At 68.5% G+C, this 15,808-nt stretch carries 12 protein-coding genes; 2 read left to right on the top strand and 10 right to left on the bottom strand.

Translation table 11 applies throughout. The features are described 5' to 3' along the window. Positions 1–12: 12 nt before the first annotated feature. The 5 genes from ACO2SS_RS09895 to ACO2SS_RS09875 all read right to left on the bottom strand — a co-directional run bounded on the left by ACO2SS_RS09895 (position 13) and on the right by ACO2SS_RS09875 (position 5,836). Positions 13–1,467 carry a GntP family permease gene (locus ACO2SS_RS09895; protein WP_423277494.1) on the bottom strand — a complete coding sequence of 485 codons (1,455 nt, stop codon included), beginning with the start codon at positions 1,465–1,467 and terminating at the stop codon, positions 13–15. A 4-nt stretch (positions 1,468–1,471) separates the two neighbouring features. After that, positions 1,472–2,518: a patatin-like phospholipase family protein gene (locus tag ACO2SS_RS09890; RefSeq protein ID WP_423277493.1), complete on the bottom strand. Its 1,047-nt coding sequence runs from the start codon at positions 2,516–2,518 to the stop codon at positions 1,472–1,474. A gap of 670 nt (positions 2,519–3,188) precedes the next feature. Next, positions 3,189–3,596 carry a hypothetical protein gene (locus ACO2SS_RS09885; protein WP_423277466.1) on the bottom strand — a complete coding sequence of 136 codons (408 nt, stop codon included), beginning with the start codon at positions 3,594–3,596 and terminating at the stop codon, positions 3,189–3,191. A gap of 950 nt (positions 3,597–4,546) precedes the next feature. Further along, positions 4,547–5,242 (bottom strand): nitroreductase, encoded by a 696-nt coding sequence (locus ACO2SS_RS09880; protein WP_423277465.1) that lies wholly within the window; start codon positions 5,240–5,242, stop codon positions 4,547–4,549. Between the two features lie 126 nt (positions 5,243–5,368). Beyond that, positions 5,369–5,836, bottom strand: coding sequence for a hypothetical protein (locus ACO2SS_RS09875; RefSeq protein WP_423277464.1), 468 nt, complete (start codon positions 5,834–5,836; stop codon positions 5,369–5,371). Positions 5,837–6,015: 179 nt separating this feature from the next. Here ACO2SS_RS09875 and ettA point away from each other — a divergent pair, with 179 nt between their 5' ends. Both ettA and ACO2SS_RS09865 read left to right on the top strand, forming a co-directional pair. Beyond that, positions 6,016–7,668, top strand: coding sequence for an energy-dependent translational throttle protein EttA (ettA, locus tag ACO2SS_RS09870; protein ID WP_423277463.1), 1,653 nt, complete (start codon positions 6,016–6,018; stop codon positions 7,666–7,668). 131 nt (positions 7,669–7,799) lie between these two features. Continuing rightward, positions 7,800–8,762, top strand: a complete 963-nt coding sequence (locus tag ACO2SS_RS09865; protein ID WP_423277462.1) for an adenylate/guanylate cyclase domain-containing protein — start codon at positions 7,800–7,802, stop codon at positions 8,760–8,762. A gap of 9 nt (positions 8,763–8,771) precedes the next feature. On the opposite strand, the gene ACO2SS_RS09860 is transcribed toward ACO2SS_RS09865, so the two are convergent. The 5 genes from ACO2SS_RS09860 to ileS all read right to left on the bottom strand — a co-directional run bounded on the left by ACO2SS_RS09860 (position 8,772) and on the right by ileS (position 15,647). Then, entirely contained in the window at positions 8,772–10,049 is a 1,278-nt protein-coding gene (locus ACO2SS_RS09860; RefSeq protein ID WP_423277461.1) for a M16 family metallopeptidase, read from the bottom strand. Between the two features lie 28 nt (positions 10,050–10,077). Then, positions 10,078–11,412 carry a M16 family metallopeptidase gene (locus ACO2SS_RS09855; RefSeq protein ID WP_423277460.1) on the bottom strand — a complete coding sequence of 445 codons (1,335 nt, stop codon included), beginning with the start codon at positions 11,410–11,412 and terminating at the stop codon, positions 10,078–10,080. Between the two features lie 30 nt (positions 11,413–11,442). Beyond that, the gene (locus ACO2SS_RS09850; protein ID WP_423277459.1) at positions 11,443–12,096 is read right to left on the bottom strand and encodes a hypothetical protein; all 654 of its coding nucleotides are present in this window, start codon (positions 12,094–12,096) and stop codon (positions 11,443–11,445) included. A gap of 76 nt (positions 12,097–12,172) precedes the next feature. Next, complete coding sequence (lspA, locus tag ACO2SS_RS09845) at positions 12,173–12,661, bottom strand: signal peptidase II (RefSeq protein ID WP_423277458.1); 489 nt, start codon at positions 12,659–12,661, stop codon at positions 12,173–12,175. A 7-nt stretch (positions 12,662–12,668) separates the two neighbouring features. Continuing rightward, entirely contained in the window at positions 12,669–15,647 is a 2,979-nt protein-coding gene (gene ileS, locus ACO2SS_RS09840) for an isoleucine--tRNA ligase (protein WP_423277457.1), read from the bottom strand. Positions 15,648–15,808 lie beyond the last annotated feature (161 nt).

The raw sequence follows: 15,808 nt of genomic DNA, 5'->3' as shown, positions 1-15,808 counted from the left end.
GCCCTCGCGTCCTCAGAATGCGCCGAAGAGCGAGCCGAGGAGGATCACGGCCGCAAGGGCCAGCAGCGAGCTGACGATCCCCACCATGACGATGTCGAAATAGCTCTCGCGGTGGCTCGAGCCGCAGAGTGCGAGCAGGGACACGACCGCGCCGTTATGCGGCAGGATGTCGAGCGTGCCCGAGCCGATCACCGCGACGCGGTGCAGGAGGGCAGGCGCGATGCCGAGCTGCGCGGCGAGATCCATGTAGGTCTCACCGAGCGCGTCGAGCGCGATGGTCAGCCCGCCCGAGGCGGATCCGGTCAGCGCCGCGAGCACGTTCGTCGCCACGGCGAGCGAGACGAGCGGGCCGCCCTCGATCGTCAGCACCCAGTCGCGGACGAGCGCGAAGGCGGGAAGCGCCGCGATCACGGCTCCGAAGCCGACCAGGGACGCGATGCTGAAGGCCGGCAGCACGGACGCGTTGGCGCCCGCATCCAGGCTCTCGCGGAGGGACGGCAGGCGCCCCCAGTTCAGGATGACCAGGACCAGGATCGCGGCCGCGAGCGCGACGACCACGGACCAGACCCCCGCCACCGCGGAGAGGGAGGTGCTGCCCCAGCGCTCCTCGGCCAGGAACGAGACGTCGAGCCGCGGCAGGATCGCGAGCGACATCAGCAGGTTGACGGCGACGACGACGAGGAGCGGCAGGGCGGCCCGGACGAGCTCCGGCTCGCCCCGGCTGGGCGTTCCGTGCTCCATCTCGGCGGGATCGAACTCGCGCGCGGTCGTGGCGCGCTCGCGCAGCTTCTCGTCGCGGGCGGCCGCGGCCGCGTCGACCTCCGGCCCCGCGCCGTAGCCTTCGCCCTTCCGGCGGGCCCGGGCCTCGGCATGGCGCAGCCACCACAGGCCCACCCCGAGCATGAGCGCCGCCGCGATGAGCCCGAGGCCGGGGGCCGCGAAGGGCGTCGTGCCGAAGAACGGCATCGGGATCGCGTTCTGGATGGCGGGCGTCCCGGGCAGCGCGGTCATCGTGAAGGTCGAGGTGCCGAGCGTGATCGCGGCCGGCATCAGCCGGCGCGGGATCTCCGCGGCGCGGAACAGCGCCTGCGCCATCGGCACGAGGACGAAGAAGGCGACGAACAGGGACACGCCGCCATAGGTCACCAGCGCACCCGCCAGCACGACCGCGAGGACGGCCCGCTCCTTCCCCAGGCGGGTGGTGATGAAGTCGGCGATCGCCGTCACCGAGCCCGTGTCGTTCATGAGCTTTCCGAACACGGCCCCGAGCAGGAACAGGGGGAAGAACTGCGCCAGGAAGCGCGCCGCGCTGCCCATGAAGGTCTGCGTCCAGCTCGCCAGCAGGGGCTCCCGGGAGAGGGCGGCGGCGATCAGCGCGGCGGCGGGGGCCAGGAGCAGCACGCTCCAGCCGCGGAACGCGAGCAGGATGAGAAGACCGAGGCCGAGCAGGATGCCGAGCAGGCCCACGGCGTCAGACGAGCTCGACCAGCCGGTCGATGTCGAGCGTCGAGCGGGTGCCGACGTCGCTGCCATGCCTGGCGAGGAACTCCTCGGCGGCGTTGCGCCCCATGTCCCGCAGCATGCTGAGGAACTCCCACTCGGCGTTCAGCTTCGAGGAGTAGCCGAGCTCGACCATCCCATCGCTGGCCACGCGGTGGATGCGCATCGCCGCCCACATCGCCCCCTCGCCGGCGCCCGGATCGGCGACCTGGCGCAGCAGCGCGATCATGCGCAGCTCCTTCAGGAGCACCGCATTGAAGGACACCTCGTTCAGCCGGTTGACGATCTCGCGCGCGCTGCGCGGCGTCCCGGAGCGCTCGACGGGGTTGATCTGCACCAGGATCGTGTCCTGCGAGGCGCATTCCCGGACGAGCGGCGTGATGGTCGGGTTGCCGGAATAGCCGCCGTCCCAATAGGGCTCGCCGTCGATCTCGACCGCGTGAAAGAGCGTGGGGAGGCAGCCGGACGCCAGGAGCACATCGGGCGTGATCTCGCCGTTGCGGAAGACGCGGCCCTGGCCGGTATGCACGTTGGTGGCGGTGACGAACAGCCTGATCGGGCCTTCCGCCAGGCGATCGAAGCAGATGCACTCGGCCAGGATTTTGCGAAGCGGATTGAACCCCTTCGGATTGAGGTCGTATGGCGAGAAGACGCGCGCCATGAGGTCCATGGCGAGGAAGGCCGGGGAGTTGTCCATCGTCCAACGGCCGAACAGGACGTCGAGCGGGCTGCGCTGGAGGGGACTGAACCGCCCCGCGTCGGAGACTTTCCGCCAGAAGGTCTCCAGCGCCGTCCGCGCGCCTTCTCGCCCGCCCTCGGCGTAGCCGTCGGCCAGGACGGCGGCGTTCATCGCTCCCGCCGAGGTCCCGGAGATCGCCTCGATGCGCAGCCGCTTCTCGTCGAGGAGCCGGTCCAGCACGCCCCAGGTAAAGGCGCCGTGCGCGCCCCCGCCCTGCAGCGCGAGGTCGACCAGAACGGCATCCGGCTCCGACGTTGGTCCCCCGCGATGTTCCGGCATGAGAGCCCCACGGCGACGGTTCACCGTGCCAAGTTCTCACCGATTGTCGTGCAAAGCCAACCGGAGACGGCCCGAGATCACCGGAAGGGGTAGATCGGGGCTCGGGGCTCGGGCGGGCCGGCGGCTTCGGAACTCCCTCGCTCAGCCCGACCAGTGGAATGGCTCGTCCCAACGCGGCGAGTGGTCCCCATGGGGCGAGGGGGCCGGCCAGATCGTCCTGTCCCCGCATTCGAACTCACGCCCGTGGCAGGCGTCAGCGGGTATCGCGGTCCGGAATTCCCGTCGCTTGGGATCGTACGACAAGGCTGCGCACGGGAGGCGGCATATGGACCTCCGGGTATGAAGCCGGGACCAACATACGATGTCGAGCCACCATGTGCTGCTCGCCGGGTCGATGAGCACATGCCGTACCCTGCCGACGAGGGTTCCGGCGGGATCGAAAACGGGAAGGCCTTCGACAAAGGCCGAGTTCGCAAGAAGCGAGGGGGGCGACGCCTCGCCTTCGTAAGCTGGTAGCATCAAAGCCTCCCCGTCTGGCGGTCTCTCAGACGGCGCCGAAACCCGGAGTGATCCGGGCGATCATCCAAGCTGCCGAGATCTCCGGCCGAGCCTTTCCGCGGGACGGGCGGGTCACGCGAAGGAGCCTGCCAGGCCGAAGAAGCCTCGCGATTCACCGGCCTCCAGTGCCGATCCGGCTCGCGCTGGCGACCTGGCGGAACTCACGTGTCGGCGCTCCCGGATCGCAGACACTCTCGAACCGGGTGCGTGCCAACTCCCATTTCGTCTCCCAACCCTGGACATTGATGTTGAGCCGTATGTTGTCCTCGAGACCGACGTTCTGGCCGCCCTTGCTCAGACGGAGCCCCGTGACCCGGTTGGCCTTGGCCAACGCGACGAGCCAGCCATCCTCATCCGATGCGATGACGTATGCGGGACGCGTCTTGATCACGAAGGTTTCGCAATACGCGGCCCGCTCGAGAACGATGTCGCCGTCGAAGGTTCCCCTGTCGTAACCCACCAGGCCGACAAGGGAGGCAACCGCACCGATCGGCCACACGGCGAGGGCGATGAGCTTCATGGACGCCTCCCGACTCGGTTGCGCAGCACGGCGACGCGGAACCGCACGGTCGAGATGGACCGGCGTTCAGGTCATGCTGCTGCCAAGCCCGAGTGCGCGTCGTGCAGCGGAACGGCGCGGCGGCGGTGCGTCTCCTGGGTACTCTTGGCGAGTTGCTTCAGGGCGTGATCGACTTCCTTCCACCCGACGGCCCATGCCCGGTGTTCTGTTCGGTCGGGTGTGTAAGGATTGTCGGTCAGCGTCGACCCGTACGCTCGGCTCACGGAGCCTTCGTGGAACGGACGCATCGTCTGCAAGGAACGCGTCACCATCGTCGCTCCCCATCTGCACGATAGTACGAGCGCTCGGACATCATTACTCGGACAGCTTGGGAGATTGTCCACCCTCTTCTCCGTCCAGTTCAATCACATCCGTTAAAGGAGGGCGCTGAACGGCTGACAAAGCCGGAAGGGTTCGGTGTTGGACTGCCCTGAGCCGCTGCGACCGGTCGTGGCAGGGGCTGCCGCTCCGGGATGGAGCACCCTTCCCGCATGGCGATCACGCGGGTTGACAAATCTAGTATTTATTCCTATATAGGACTTATTCCCCTCCGGCGAGGGAGCCGCGTGCGCACCGGTCGCGTCTGGCGGAGGGGAGGACGGGTCCCGGGGTCTCGGTTCGGTAGCCGGGGCGTCCGGGCGGCTGACCGGGCGCGTGCCTATGGGGCCGAAAAGACCGTCGCGGGACGCCGGGAGGGACCTGGCAAATCCGCAAATCACCATCACCGAAGGCCGGAGAACCGGCGTCCCGCTCCCCTCGATGTGGAACGAGACCGTTCTTTGACAGTGCCGATGGACCAGACCCCGGGCCGGGGAAGGACGGCGCGTGCCCGCCATCCGCTCATCCCGGCTGAGGCCGGGATCCAGCCCCTCGGCGCGCCGGCTTCCGCCGGCTGTGAGCGGGGAGCGCCGCTATCCCTCCCACCCCAGGAAGGTCGCGAATTCCGAGGCGGGGCTGCGCTCCGTTCGCAGCGCGTTCTCGGGCGCGTCGAGGTTCTCGTAGCCGAGGGAGATGCCGCAGACGACGACCTCGTTGTCGGGGATCGGGAGGTGGCGGCGGATCGCCTTGTGGAAGGGCGCGAAGGCCGCCTGCATGCAGGTCTCGAGGCCATGCGCGCGGGCCGCGATCGCAATGTTCTCCAGGAACATGCCGTAATCGAGCCAGCTGCCGATCTCGAGCCGGCGGTCGATGGTGAAGATCATGCCGACCGGCGCGTCGAAGAAGACGAGGTTGCGGCCGTGCTGGGCCTTCATCTTCTCCGTCTCGCCGCGCCCGATGCCGAGGAGGCCGTAGAGGCCGAACCCGATCTTCCGCCGGCGGCCGAGATAAGGCTCGAAGAATTCGTCGGGGTAGTAGCGGTACTCGGCGGCCGAGTAATCGGATTTCGGGCCGGTATGCTCGGCCAGGAGCGCGGCCGAGAGCGCCTCCCTGGCCTCGCCCGCCAGGACATAGGTGCGCCAGGGCTGCATGTTCGTGCCGCTCGGGGCGCGGGCGGCGACGTTCAGGATGCGCTCGACGAGGTCGCGGGGCACCGGGTCGGGCTTGAAGGCCCGCACGCTGTGCCGACCGGCGATCGCCTCCTCGATGGCCTCGACGCGTTCGTTCAACCGTTCTCTCCCCACCCGATCGCGACGGCGGCCAAAGAAAAAGGCCCGGCGCCGTTTCGGCACCGGACCTCGCATGTCGTCCCGGTGGACGCAACGCGCCGCCCGCGGGCGGCGCAGCGAGAGGGGTCAGGCGGTCCGGCGGACCGGCAGCTCCTCGGCGATGGTGGTGAAGATCTGGCGGAGCCAGGCATCCGCCTCCTTGGCCCGGTTCTCCGCCTCCTGGGCGCGGCCCTCGGCGGCGCGGACGCGGGCCTCGAGCGCCTGGATGCGCAGCTCGGCGTTCTTCAGCTCCTCCGCCGCGCGCTGGGCGAGGTTCTGCGTGCGGGCCTCGGCCTCGCGGGTCCGGTCCTCGGCGGCCCGGATGGCCTGGGCGGCCTCGTGGACGAAATCGATGGCGGTGGCGAATTCGCGCGCCGTGACGGGGCCCATCGCCTTGGCCGAAACGGGGGCCTGATCCGGCTCGGGGCTCTTCGCGGCGGGTGCGAAGCGCAGCACCTTCTCGACGCCCTCGCTGACCGCTTCCAGCTTCGGACGCTCCGGCACGGGTGCCGGCGCCATCATGTCCTCGGGTTGGATGCGAAGTGCCTGTTCCATGTTCGATGCGCCCCGGAGTCGATCCCCTCCGGAGCTATCGAGCCATTATGGTAAACGAGTGCTTAACGATTGCGCCGGGAAAGGCTCTTCGCCCCACCGCGCGCGCCTTGAAGGCGGGCGCCTGCGCTGTTACTTGCTGAAGCAATTCCCCGAGATTGCAGGAAACCCGGACCGGACCGATGGCCCGCGAATTCATCTACCATATGCGAGAGCTCACCAAGACCTACCCGAATGGGAAGAAGGTCTTGGACAACGTCAATCTCTCCTTCTACCCGGACGCCAAGATCGGCGTCCTCGGCGTCAACGGATCGGGTAAGTCGACCCTCCTGCGCATCATGGCGGGCGTGGACACCGAGTGGCAGGGCGAGGGCTTCGTGGCCGAGGGCGCCCGCGTCGGCTACCTCGCCCAGGAGCCGCAGCTCGACCCGACGAAGACGGTCCGCGAGAACGTGCTGGATGGCGTCGCCATGCAGCAGGCGGTGCTCGACCGCTACAACGAGCTCGCGATGAACTACTCGGAGGAGACCGCCGACGAGATGACGCGGCTCCAGGACGAGATCGACACCAAGGGGCTCTGGGACCTCGATTCCCGCATCGACCAGGCCATGGAGGCGCTCAGCTGCCCGCCCGGCGACTGGGGCGTGGAGCAGCTCTCGGGCGGCGAGAAGCGCCGCGTGGCCCTGTGCCAGCTCCTCCTGTCGCAACCCGACCTGCTGCTCCTCGACGAGCCGACCAACCACCTGGACGCCGAGACGGTCGCCTGGCTCGAGGCGCATCTGCGCAACTATCCGGGCGCGATCCTGATCGTCACCCACGACCGCTACTTCCTCGACAACGTCACGGGCTGGATCCTCGAGCTCGATCGCGGCCGCGGCATTCCCTACCAGGGCAACTACTCGTCCTGGCTGGTGCAGAAGCAGAAGCGCCTCGCCCAGGAGCAGCGCGAGGACGAGAGCCGCCAGCGCACGATCGAGCGCGAGCGCGAATGGGTGTCCGCCTCGCCGAAGGCCCGCCAGGCCAAGTCGAAGGCCCGTATCCAGCGGTACGAGGACCTCGTCGCCAAGGCCGAGGAGCGTGGGCCGACCGCCGCCCAGATCGTCATTCCGATCAAGGAGCGGCTCGGCAACAATGTGATTGAGTTCACGGGCCTGTCGAAGGGCTTCGGCGAGAAGGAGCTGATCAAGGACCTGTCGTTCCGGCTGCCGCCGGGTGGCATCGTCGGCGTGATCGGCCCGAACGGCGTCGGCAAGACGACGCTGTTCCGCATGATCGCCGGGCAGGAGACGCCCGATTCCGGCACCATCAAGGTCGGCGACACGGTCCATCTCGGCTATGTCGACCAGTCCCGCGACACGCTCGACGCGAACAAGACCGTCTACGAGGAAATCTCGGGCGGGAACGAGATCATCTATCTCGGCAAGCGCGAGATGAACGCCCGTGCCTATTGCGGCGCGTTCAACTTCAAGGGACCCGACCAGCAGAAGAAGGTCGGCCAGCTCTCGGGCGGTGAGCGCAACCGCGTGCACCTGGCCAAGATCCTGAAGAGCGGCGCCAACGTCCTTCTCCTCGACGAGCCGACCAACGATCTCGACGTCGAGACGCTGCGTGCGCTGGAAGAGGCGCTCGAGGATTACGCCGGCTGCGCGGTGATCATCAGCCACGATCGCTGGTTCCTCGACCGCATCGCCACCCACATGCTCGCCTACGAGGGCGACGGCCATGTCGAGTGGTTCGAGGGCAACTTCCACGATTACGAGGAAGACAAGAAGCGGCGCCTCGGGGTCGACGAGCTCACGCCCACCAAGACCAAGCACAAGAAGCTGACCCGCTGATCGGCTGAGAATGCCCCGGCCCCCAGCGTTGGTGATCGACGCTGGGTGGGCCGGGGCTTTCACGCGCCCGGCGGCGCGAGTACAAATCTCGGGTCGAGAGGGCCTATCGCGGGCCCGGCGCGGACATGCGCATGGCCAGGGATACGACGCGGCTCCGGGTGCATGGCGGGCCGAGCGGGCGCCAGCCCCGCCCGGTCGGCATCCTGTTTGCCGACATCGCCGGCAGCATGCGGCTCTACGAGGCCTTCGGGAACCAGGGGGCGCTCGCCGCGATCGAGATGTGCCTGTCCCTGATCTCGAACGTGGTCAGCCAGCACGGCGGCATGGTCGTTAAGACCATAGGCGACGAGATCATGGCGGTGTTTCCCGAGCCGCTGCCGACCTGGATCGCCGCCGTCGAGATGCAGCGCAAGATCGATTCGCAGGGTCCGCTCCAGGGCCCGCAGGGACCGATCCCGCAGGGCCTCCGCATCGGCTTCAATTACGGCCCGGCCATCGAGAACAACGGCGACTTCTTCGGCACGACGGTCAACGTCGCAGCCCGCATGGTCCAGCTCGCCAAGCGCGGCCAGATCATCACCGCCGGGGAATGCGAGGCGCTGCTGCCGCCCGACCTGCGCTTTCCGACCCGCCCATTCGACTGGATCGCCATCAAGGGGAAGCCCGAGGGCCTGCAGGTGGTCGAGGTGCTCTGGCGCGACGACCTGGAGGGAGCGACAACGGTTCCGGGCCTCCAGGCGGGTCCGCCGCAGGAGCGCCCGACCGAACTCCGCCTGTTCGTCAGCGGGAAATCGCTGGTGTTCCCGTCCGACCGGAGCGCCGTGACCCTCGGCCGGGAGCCGATGAACGACGTGATCCTGCCCGGCGCCGCCGCGTCCCGCAATCACGCCACGATCGAGCGTCGCCGCGACCGCTGGGTCCTGATCGACCACTCCTCGAACGGCACCTTCGTGGTGGCGCCCGGGAACAACGTCATCCACCTGCGGCACGAGGAGCTGATCCTCGGCCGCGAGGGGCGCATCGGCTTCGGCCAGCCGGTCGAGCTCTGTCCGGCCGAGGCGGCGAGCTTCACCGTGCTGGAGATGGACGCCTGACCGGGCGGCCTACAGGCCGACCGGCCGACCCGCGATCACGACGAGGGCCTCTGCCGAGCCGATGGTCCGCGCCGCGGCCCGCCGGACATCCTCCTGCGTCACGGCCGCGACGAGCTCGTTGCGGCGGCGGATATAGGTGATGCCGAGCTCCTCGAAGGCGATCTGCACCAGCTGGTGGGCGATCTTGGTCGAGGTGTCGAAGCCGAGCGCATAGGAGCCGGTGAGATAGTCCTTGGCCTTGGCGAGCTCGTCGTCGGTCGGCCCGTCCTGGCTGAGGCGCCGCGTCTCGGACGCGATCACGTCGAGGCATTCGAGCACGCGCTCGTTCTTGGTCGCCGTGTAGCCCCAGGTGATCGCGGTCCTGCGGTAGCTCGCGAGCGAGGTCCCGACCCCGTAGGCGAGCCCGCGCTTCTCGCGCACCTCCTGGAACAGGCGCGACGTGAAGGCGCCCCCGCCCAGCACGTGGTTCAGCACATAGGCGGGGATGAAGTCCGGATCGCGCCAGGAGATTCCGGGCACGCCGAAACGGATCACCGATTGCGGCACGTCCAGATCGACCACCACGCGCCGGCCGCAGCCCTGCAGGGCGACATCCGGCACGGTCGCGAGGTCCGGCTTCTCAGGCAGGCCCCCGAAGACATGGTCGAGACGCAGCGCGAGCTCGTCGGCCTTCATGTCGCCGACGACCGCGACCTTGACCTTGCCGCGGCTCAGGATGCGCCGGTGCAGGGATACGAGATCCTCGCGGGTGATTGCGGCAACGCTCTCGATCGTGCCCGAAACGGGCAATCCGTAGGGGTGCCCCGGGAAGGCCTCGGCGAAGAAGCGCTTCGTGGCGACATTTCCCGGATCGTTCGCCTGGTAGCGGAGCCCGGCGATGGTCTGGGCGCGGACGCGCTCGATCGCATCCTCGTCGAAGCGGGGCTCGACCAGCGCCAGCCTCAGCAGCTCGAACGCCTCGTCGGCATTGGCCGTGAGCGTCTTGAGCGATCCGCCGACGGCGTCGGGGCCGGCCGTGAAGCCGAGCTCGATCGCCTGGTTGGCGAGGCGCTCCTGGAACTCGTCCGAGCGATACGGGCCCGCTCCCTCGTCGAGCAGGCGCGCCAGCATCTGCGCGGCGCCGCCCTTGCCGGGCGGATCCTGCGCGGCACCGCCCTCGAACGTGAAGGCGACCGCGACCAGGGGAACGAAGCTCGACTCGACCCGCCAGGCCTCGATGCCGCCCGGCGAAAGGAGGGAGCCGACATCGGCCGGCGAAGCTGCGACTTGTGCGAGGGCAGCCGACATCAGGCGCCTTGTCCGGCGCGCGGCCCGATCAGCATGACGATTCTTTCAACAGGTAACCGGTGACGGAGCGGCGGGCGACCAGATAGCGCTGGGCGACCTCCGCCAGCTTTTCCCGGGTGACGGCCCGGATATCCTCCGGCCAGCGCCGGACATCGTCCAGCGTCTCGCCCACCGCAAGGGCGGAGCCGTAGATACGGGCGAGCGAGCTCTGGCTGTCGAGGGAGTAGATGGTCTCGGCGATCAGCCGCGTCTTGGCCCGCTCGATCGCCTCGTCCGACACCGTGGAGAGGCAGGACGCGACCGCGCGATCGAGATCGGCTTCGAGTTCGGCCGGCGTGACGCCTTCCGCCGGGACCGCGTAGACGGCGAAGCGGGTCTCGTCGATGGCGGAGCCCATGTACCAGGCGCCGGCATTCACGGCGCGGCCGCCGTCCATCACGAGGGTGCGGTAGAGATGCGAGGTCGGGCCGCCGCCGAGGAGTTCGGTCAGGACTTCGAGCGCGTGGGCTTCGAGGCCGTCCGCCGTCCGGGTCGACGGCACGAGGTAGAGCCTGTGCAGGGTCTCCTGCTCGACCTTCGGATCGGCGACGCTGACGATCCGCGAGGCGCGCGGATCGGGTTCGCGAGGGCGTCGCCGCGCGCTCCTGTCCCCGTGCGGGGCATTGCGCCCGTAGGTGCCTTCCGCGAGCCGCACCACCTCGGCGGCCTCGACATCGCCCGCGACCACCAGGATCGCGTTGTCGGGCGAGTAGAAGCGCCGGTAGTAGTCGAGCGCGTTCTTGCGATCGAGCGTCTCGATCTCGTGCATCCAGCCGATGATGGGGATGCCGTAGGGATGATGGATGAACAGCGAGGCCGCCATGGCCTCGGAGAGTTGTGCCGAGGGATCGGTCTCGACCCGCATCCGCCGCTCCTCGAGAACGACGTCCCGCTCCGGCGCGACGACGGAATCGTCGAAGTTCAGGCCGCTCATGCGGTCCGCCTCGAACTCCATCATGCGCTGGAGATGCTGCGGGGCCACGCGCTGGAAATAGGCCGTGTAGTCGAACGACGTGAAGGCGTTCTCCTGCCCGCCGAGGGCCGAAACCACCTTGCTGAACTCGCCGGCCGGGTGCCGCTCCGTTCCCTTGAACATCAGGTGCTCGAGGAAATGCGCGATACCCGATTGCCCGAGCGGATCGTCCGCCGAGCCGTTCTTGTACCAGACCATATGCGTGACCACCGGGACGCGGCGGTCTGGGATCACGACGATCTCGAGGCCGTTATCCAGCCTGGCGCAGGAAAGGTCGGGGCCGCCATTGCTCCCCGCACCCAATGTCATGCTGTCGCTGCGCAAGCCTGCGCCGCGGATGATCTGGTGCATTCGTTATCGATCCGGGACGCAGTCGTGCGCCTAGTCGTCTTCGCTCGGCCGGAAGGCGCGGGTCAGCCAATTGATCGGATTGGCATCTTGCTCCTGCTGGTCGATCTTGCCCTGGAAGTCGCCGCCCGCACGGCCTGCGCCGGTCGGGGCCCGCATCACGGACGGAGGATCCGTGAGCGTCCGACGGACCGGCGTCGCGCTCGCGACCTGGTCGTTGTCCGATTTCGGCCCGGCAGTGAGTTCCGTCGGGCTCATCCAGACGCCGTCGCGGTCGCTCTTGTGCCGACCGGGCCCTGGCCCGTTCGGATTGCGGCCGGCGCGAATCTCGTCGATCGTCAGGCGCGGATTGTTCTCCGACATGCGCCTGACCTCGCTCTCGGTCACAGGCCGACGCTGCTCAGCGGCGCGGCGATTTCGCGCGGCGACGTCCGGGTCGTTCGGCCATTGCGGGTTCGAGGCATAGCTCTCGCCGCTGGCGGGAGCGCGCAGCTCCATCTTCGGCGGCAGCACGAGCGGCGCCCGCTCGCGGTAGCGGATCGGGTCCTTCTCCGGGCTGATGATTCCCATCGAGCCGAGAAGGTTCTTGATCGCCACGCCTTCCTGAGCGTGAGCGGTGGACCCGAAGGCCAGCGCCATCGTCGCGGCGCAGAACAGCCCGAGGCGGGCGAAACGGAAGTCTGTCATGCCTGGTCCTACGTCCCCGTCGGTGCCGTCGCCCTTCAATGGGGCTTTCATGTGACGGCTTGGCCGCATCCGTCCCTCAGACGGCGCCTGCGCGGCGCCGGTCCAAGACAAGGGAGTCATAAAGCAGGCCAACCACCCCGGCAACGATGGCCACGTCGGCGATGTTGAAGACGTACCAGGAATAGCCGGCCGCATGGAGCTGCACGAAGTCGAACACGGCCCCGTAGGCCGCGCGGTCGACGGCGTTCCCGGCCGCCCCTCCGGCCAGGAGCCCGAGCGAGAGGGCGAGGAACCGCCGCTGCGCCCGATTCACCCAGAGCAGCAGCCCGATGGTGGCTACGACCGACAGCACGACCAGCGCCCAGCGCCCGAGATCGGTCCCCTGCTGGAGCAGCCCGTACGAGATGCCGCGGTTCCAGACCACGATCAGGTTGACGAAGGGGCCGAGCGCGACGGGCTCGCGCATCGGCAGGTCGTAGACGAACAGCAGGCCGAGCTTGGAGACCTGATCGGCCACGAAGGTGACGACCGCGGCGAGATAGCCGAGCCGGGCAGCGGGCGACATCGTCACGTCAGGCCGCGTGCGCCGCGTCCCACTCCCGGAGCGCCGCGGCATCGCGCGGCGTCACGTCGGGGTAGTCGGGATCCTGGCCGACATCCGGCGTGATCTTCCACGACCGGGCGCATTTGCGGCCCTCGGCGCGCTCCGGCACGACGGCAACGCCCCGGACGTCCTCCAGGCGGAACGCGTCTGCCGGGCCATCGCCCTCGACCAGCTTCGCGCCGGACGTGATGCAGATCTCGGCGAGGTCCACGCCGTCGAGTGCGGCCCGGAGGTCCCCATCGGCGATGTAGATGCGCGGCGAAGCCTCCATGCTCGCACCGATTCGCTTCGCGGCGCGCTCGATCTCCAGCGCCCCGGTGACGACGCGGCGGACGCGGCGGATCCCGGCCCATTTCCGGGCAAGATCGGGCGCGAGCCATTCGGCCGGCGGAGAGGGGAACACCTCGAGGTGAACCGACCCGTCCTCGGATGGATAGCGCTCGAGCCAAGCCTCCTCGGCCGTGAAGGCGAGGATCGGCGCGATCCAGACCGTCACGCAGCGGAACACCTCGTCGATGACCGTGAGCGCGGCCTTGCGGGTCGGGCTCGAGATCGGATCGCAGTAGAGCGCGTCCTTGCGGATGTCGAAGTAGAAGGCCGACAGGTCGCCCGTCATGAAGGCGGAGAGCAGCGCGACGACGCGGCTGTACTCGAAATCCGCATAGGCCTTGCGGATCTCGCCATCGAGCTCAGCCAGCCGGTGGAGGATGAGGCGCTCCAGCTCCGGCATCTCGGCGACCGCGACGCGGTCCTCCTCCCGGTAATGCGCGAGCGAGCCCAGCATCCAGCGGATCGTGTTGCGAAGCTTCCGGTAGGTCTCGGCGAAGGTCTTGATGATCTCGGGCCCGATCCGGAGATCGTCCGAATAGTCGGAGGCCGCCACCCAGAGGCGCAGGATGTCGGCGCCCGAGGAGGCGATCACCTCTTGCGGAGCCGTGACGTTGCCGCGGGACTTCGACATCTTCTCCCCGCGCTCGTCGAGGACGAAGCCGTGCGTGAGGACGACGTCGAACGGCGCACGCCCGCGCGTGCCGCAGGATTCGAGCAGCGAGGAATGGAACCAGCCGCGATGCTGGTCCGATCCTTCCAGGTACATAACGCTGTCCCGGCCACCGTCGACCTTGCGGCGCGTGCCGGCGAGGCCGGGGAAATGCTCCGGGTCCTCCAGCGTGAAGGCGTGGGTGGAGCCGGAATCGAACCAGACGTCGAGGATGTCGTCGACCTTCTCGAAGGCGCCCGGATCGTAGCCGGACGGTGCGAGAAAGCGCTCCGCTGCACCTTCCTTGAACCAGGCATCGGCGCCCTCGGCCGCGAAGGCCGCCGCGATCGCCTCGTCGACGCGGTCGTCCCGGAGGATGGCATTGTCGCCCTCGGCGCCCTTGGCGACGAAGATCGCGATTGGCACGCCCCAGGCGCGCTGGCGCGAGACCACCCAGTCCGGCCGATTCTCGATCATGCCGTTGATGCGGTTCTCGCCGATCGCCGGCACCCAGCGGACGTGATGCTTGATCTGGTCGAGCGCGCGCGAGCGGAGCGTCGTGCCGTCGCCGAGATCGCGGTCCATGGCGATGAACCATTGCGGCGTGTTGCGGAAGAGGAGGGGCCCCTTCGAGCGCCAGGAATGCGGGTACTGGTGCTTCAGCCGCCCGCGCGCGACCATCGCGCCGACCTCGCTCAGCTTGCGGATCACGGCGTCGTTCGCCCCGCCGTCCTTCCCCTTGCTGTCATAGACCCGCTCGCCGGCGAAGAACGGCACGTTGGGGAAGTAGGCGGAATCCTCGTTCACCGTGTGCGGCACCTCGGGCGTGCCGCAGGCCGCGAAGGTCTCCCGGTGCTTCAGGAAGGTGCCGTAATCGTCGATGCCGTGTCCGGGCGCCGTGTGGACGAAGCCCGTTCCGGCATCGTCCGTCACGTAGTCGGCCGGGAGCACCGGCACGTCGAAATCCCAGTAGCCGCCGGCACCGACAAGGCCCCGGAACGGGTGCGCGCAGCGCACGATCATGACGGGCAGGACGTCCTTGACGCGCGAATACGCAGCCACACGCGCCGCGCCGAACACCTCGGCCGCGAGCTTGTCCGCGATGACGTAGCGCGCCCCGACCCGCGCCCAGTTGTCGGCGGCCGCCTCCGTGACCTCGTAGAGACCGTAGGAGATCTCCGACCCGAACACGATCGCCCGGTTGGCCGGGATGGTCCAGGGCGTGGTCGTCCAGATCAGGACGGAGGCGCCCTCCAGATCGGCGTCGAGCGTCTGCGTGATCGGGAAGGCCACCCAGATCTGCTGGGAGGTCTTCTCGTGGTACTCGACCTCGGCCTCGGCCAGCGCCGTCTTCTCGACGGAGGACCACATGACGGGCTTGGAGCCGCGATAAAGCTGTCCCGTGCGGGCGAAGCTCATGATCTCGCGCGCGATCTGCGCCTCGGCCGGGAAGGCCATCGTCGTGTAGGGATGGCTCCAGTCGCCCTCGACGCCGAGGCGCTTGAACTCGCCGCGCTGGATATCGATCCATTTCTCGGCGAAGGCGCGGCATTCGCGCCGGAAATCGACGACCGGCACCTCGTCCTTGTTCTTGCCCTTGGCGCGGTACTCCTCCTCGATCTTCCACTCGATCGGGAGGCCGTGGCAGTCCCAGCCGGGCACGTAGTTGGAATCGAAGCCGAGCATCTGCTGCGAGCGCGTGACGAGATCCTTCAGGATCTTGTTGAGCGCGTGCCCGATATGGATGTTGCCGTTCGCGTAGGGTGGGCCGTCATGCAGCACGAAGCGCGGCCGTCCGGCTGCCCTGCTGCGGAGCTGGCCGTAGAGGCCGGCCTCCTCCCAGCGCTTCAGCAGCAGCGGTTCGCGCTGCGGCAGGCCAGCCCGCATCGGGAAGCCCGTCTTGGGCAGGAACAGGGTCTCGGAATAGTCGCGGACGGCCGAAGGCGTCCTCGCACTCTGCTCACTCATCGACATCAAACCATGAGGCGGGCCGCCAGCGCGGCGGCGGAAAGGGGGAGAAAAGGCGACCCGGCCGCCGCGACTTTACGCGTGCGCCGGGCAGATAATTCGCCGAATGTTGACGCCGATGAAGGTCATCGAGCTGGTCGTCCGCCTTTCAGTCGAGGGGC

Origin of the sequence: Enterovirga sp. CN4-39 (assembly GCF_049446235.1) — a bacterium.
Lineage (GTDB): Bacteria > Pseudomonadota > Alphaproteobacteria > Rhizobiales > Beijerinckiaceae > Enterovirga.
This window is presented reverse-complemented; position numbering and strand designations above follow the sequence as displayed.

Bases quoted from the DNA above. Each gene is read 5' to 3' on its own strand.
- ACO2SS_RS09875 (WP_423277464.1), bottom strand. From the start codon at position 5,836: ATGGAACAGGCACTTCGCATCCAACCCGAGGACATGATGGCGCCGGCA.
- ettA (WP_423277463.1), top strand. From the start codon at position 6,016: ATGGCCCGCGAATTCATCTACCATATGCGAGAGCTCACCAAGACCTAC.
- ACO2SS_RS09850 (WP_423277459.1), bottom strand. From the start codon at position 12,096: ATGACAGACTTCCGTTTCGCCCGCCTCGGGCTGTTCTGCGCCGCGACG.
- ACO2SS_RS09855 (WP_423277460.1), bottom strand. From the start codon at position 11,412: ATGCACCAGATCATCCGCGGCGCAGGCTTGCGCAGCGACAGCATGACA.
- ACO2SS_RS09865 (WP_423277462.1), top strand. From the start codon at position 7,800: ATGGCCAGGGATACGACGCGGCTCCGGGTGCATGGCGGGCCGAGCGGG.
- ACO2SS_RS09885 (WP_423277466.1), bottom strand. From the start codon at position 3,596: ATGAAGCTCATCGCCCTCGCCGTGTGGCCGATCGGTGCGGTTGCCTCC.
- ACO2SS_RS09860 (WP_423277461.1), bottom strand. From the start codon at position 10,049: ATGTCGGCTGCCCTCGCACAAGTCGCAGCTTCGCCGGCCGATGTCGGC.
- ACO2SS_RS09890 (WP_423277493.1), bottom strand. From the start codon at position 2,518: ATGCCGGAACATCGCGGGGGACCAACGTCGGAGCCGGATGCCGTTCTG.
- lspA (WP_423277458.1), bottom strand. From the start codon at position 12,661: ATGTCGCCCGCTGCCCGGCTCGGCTATCTCGCCGCGGTCGTCACCTTC.
- ileS (WP_423277457.1), bottom strand. From the start codon at position 15,647: ATGAGTGAGCAGAGTGCGAGGACGCCTTCGGCCGTCCGCGACTATTCC.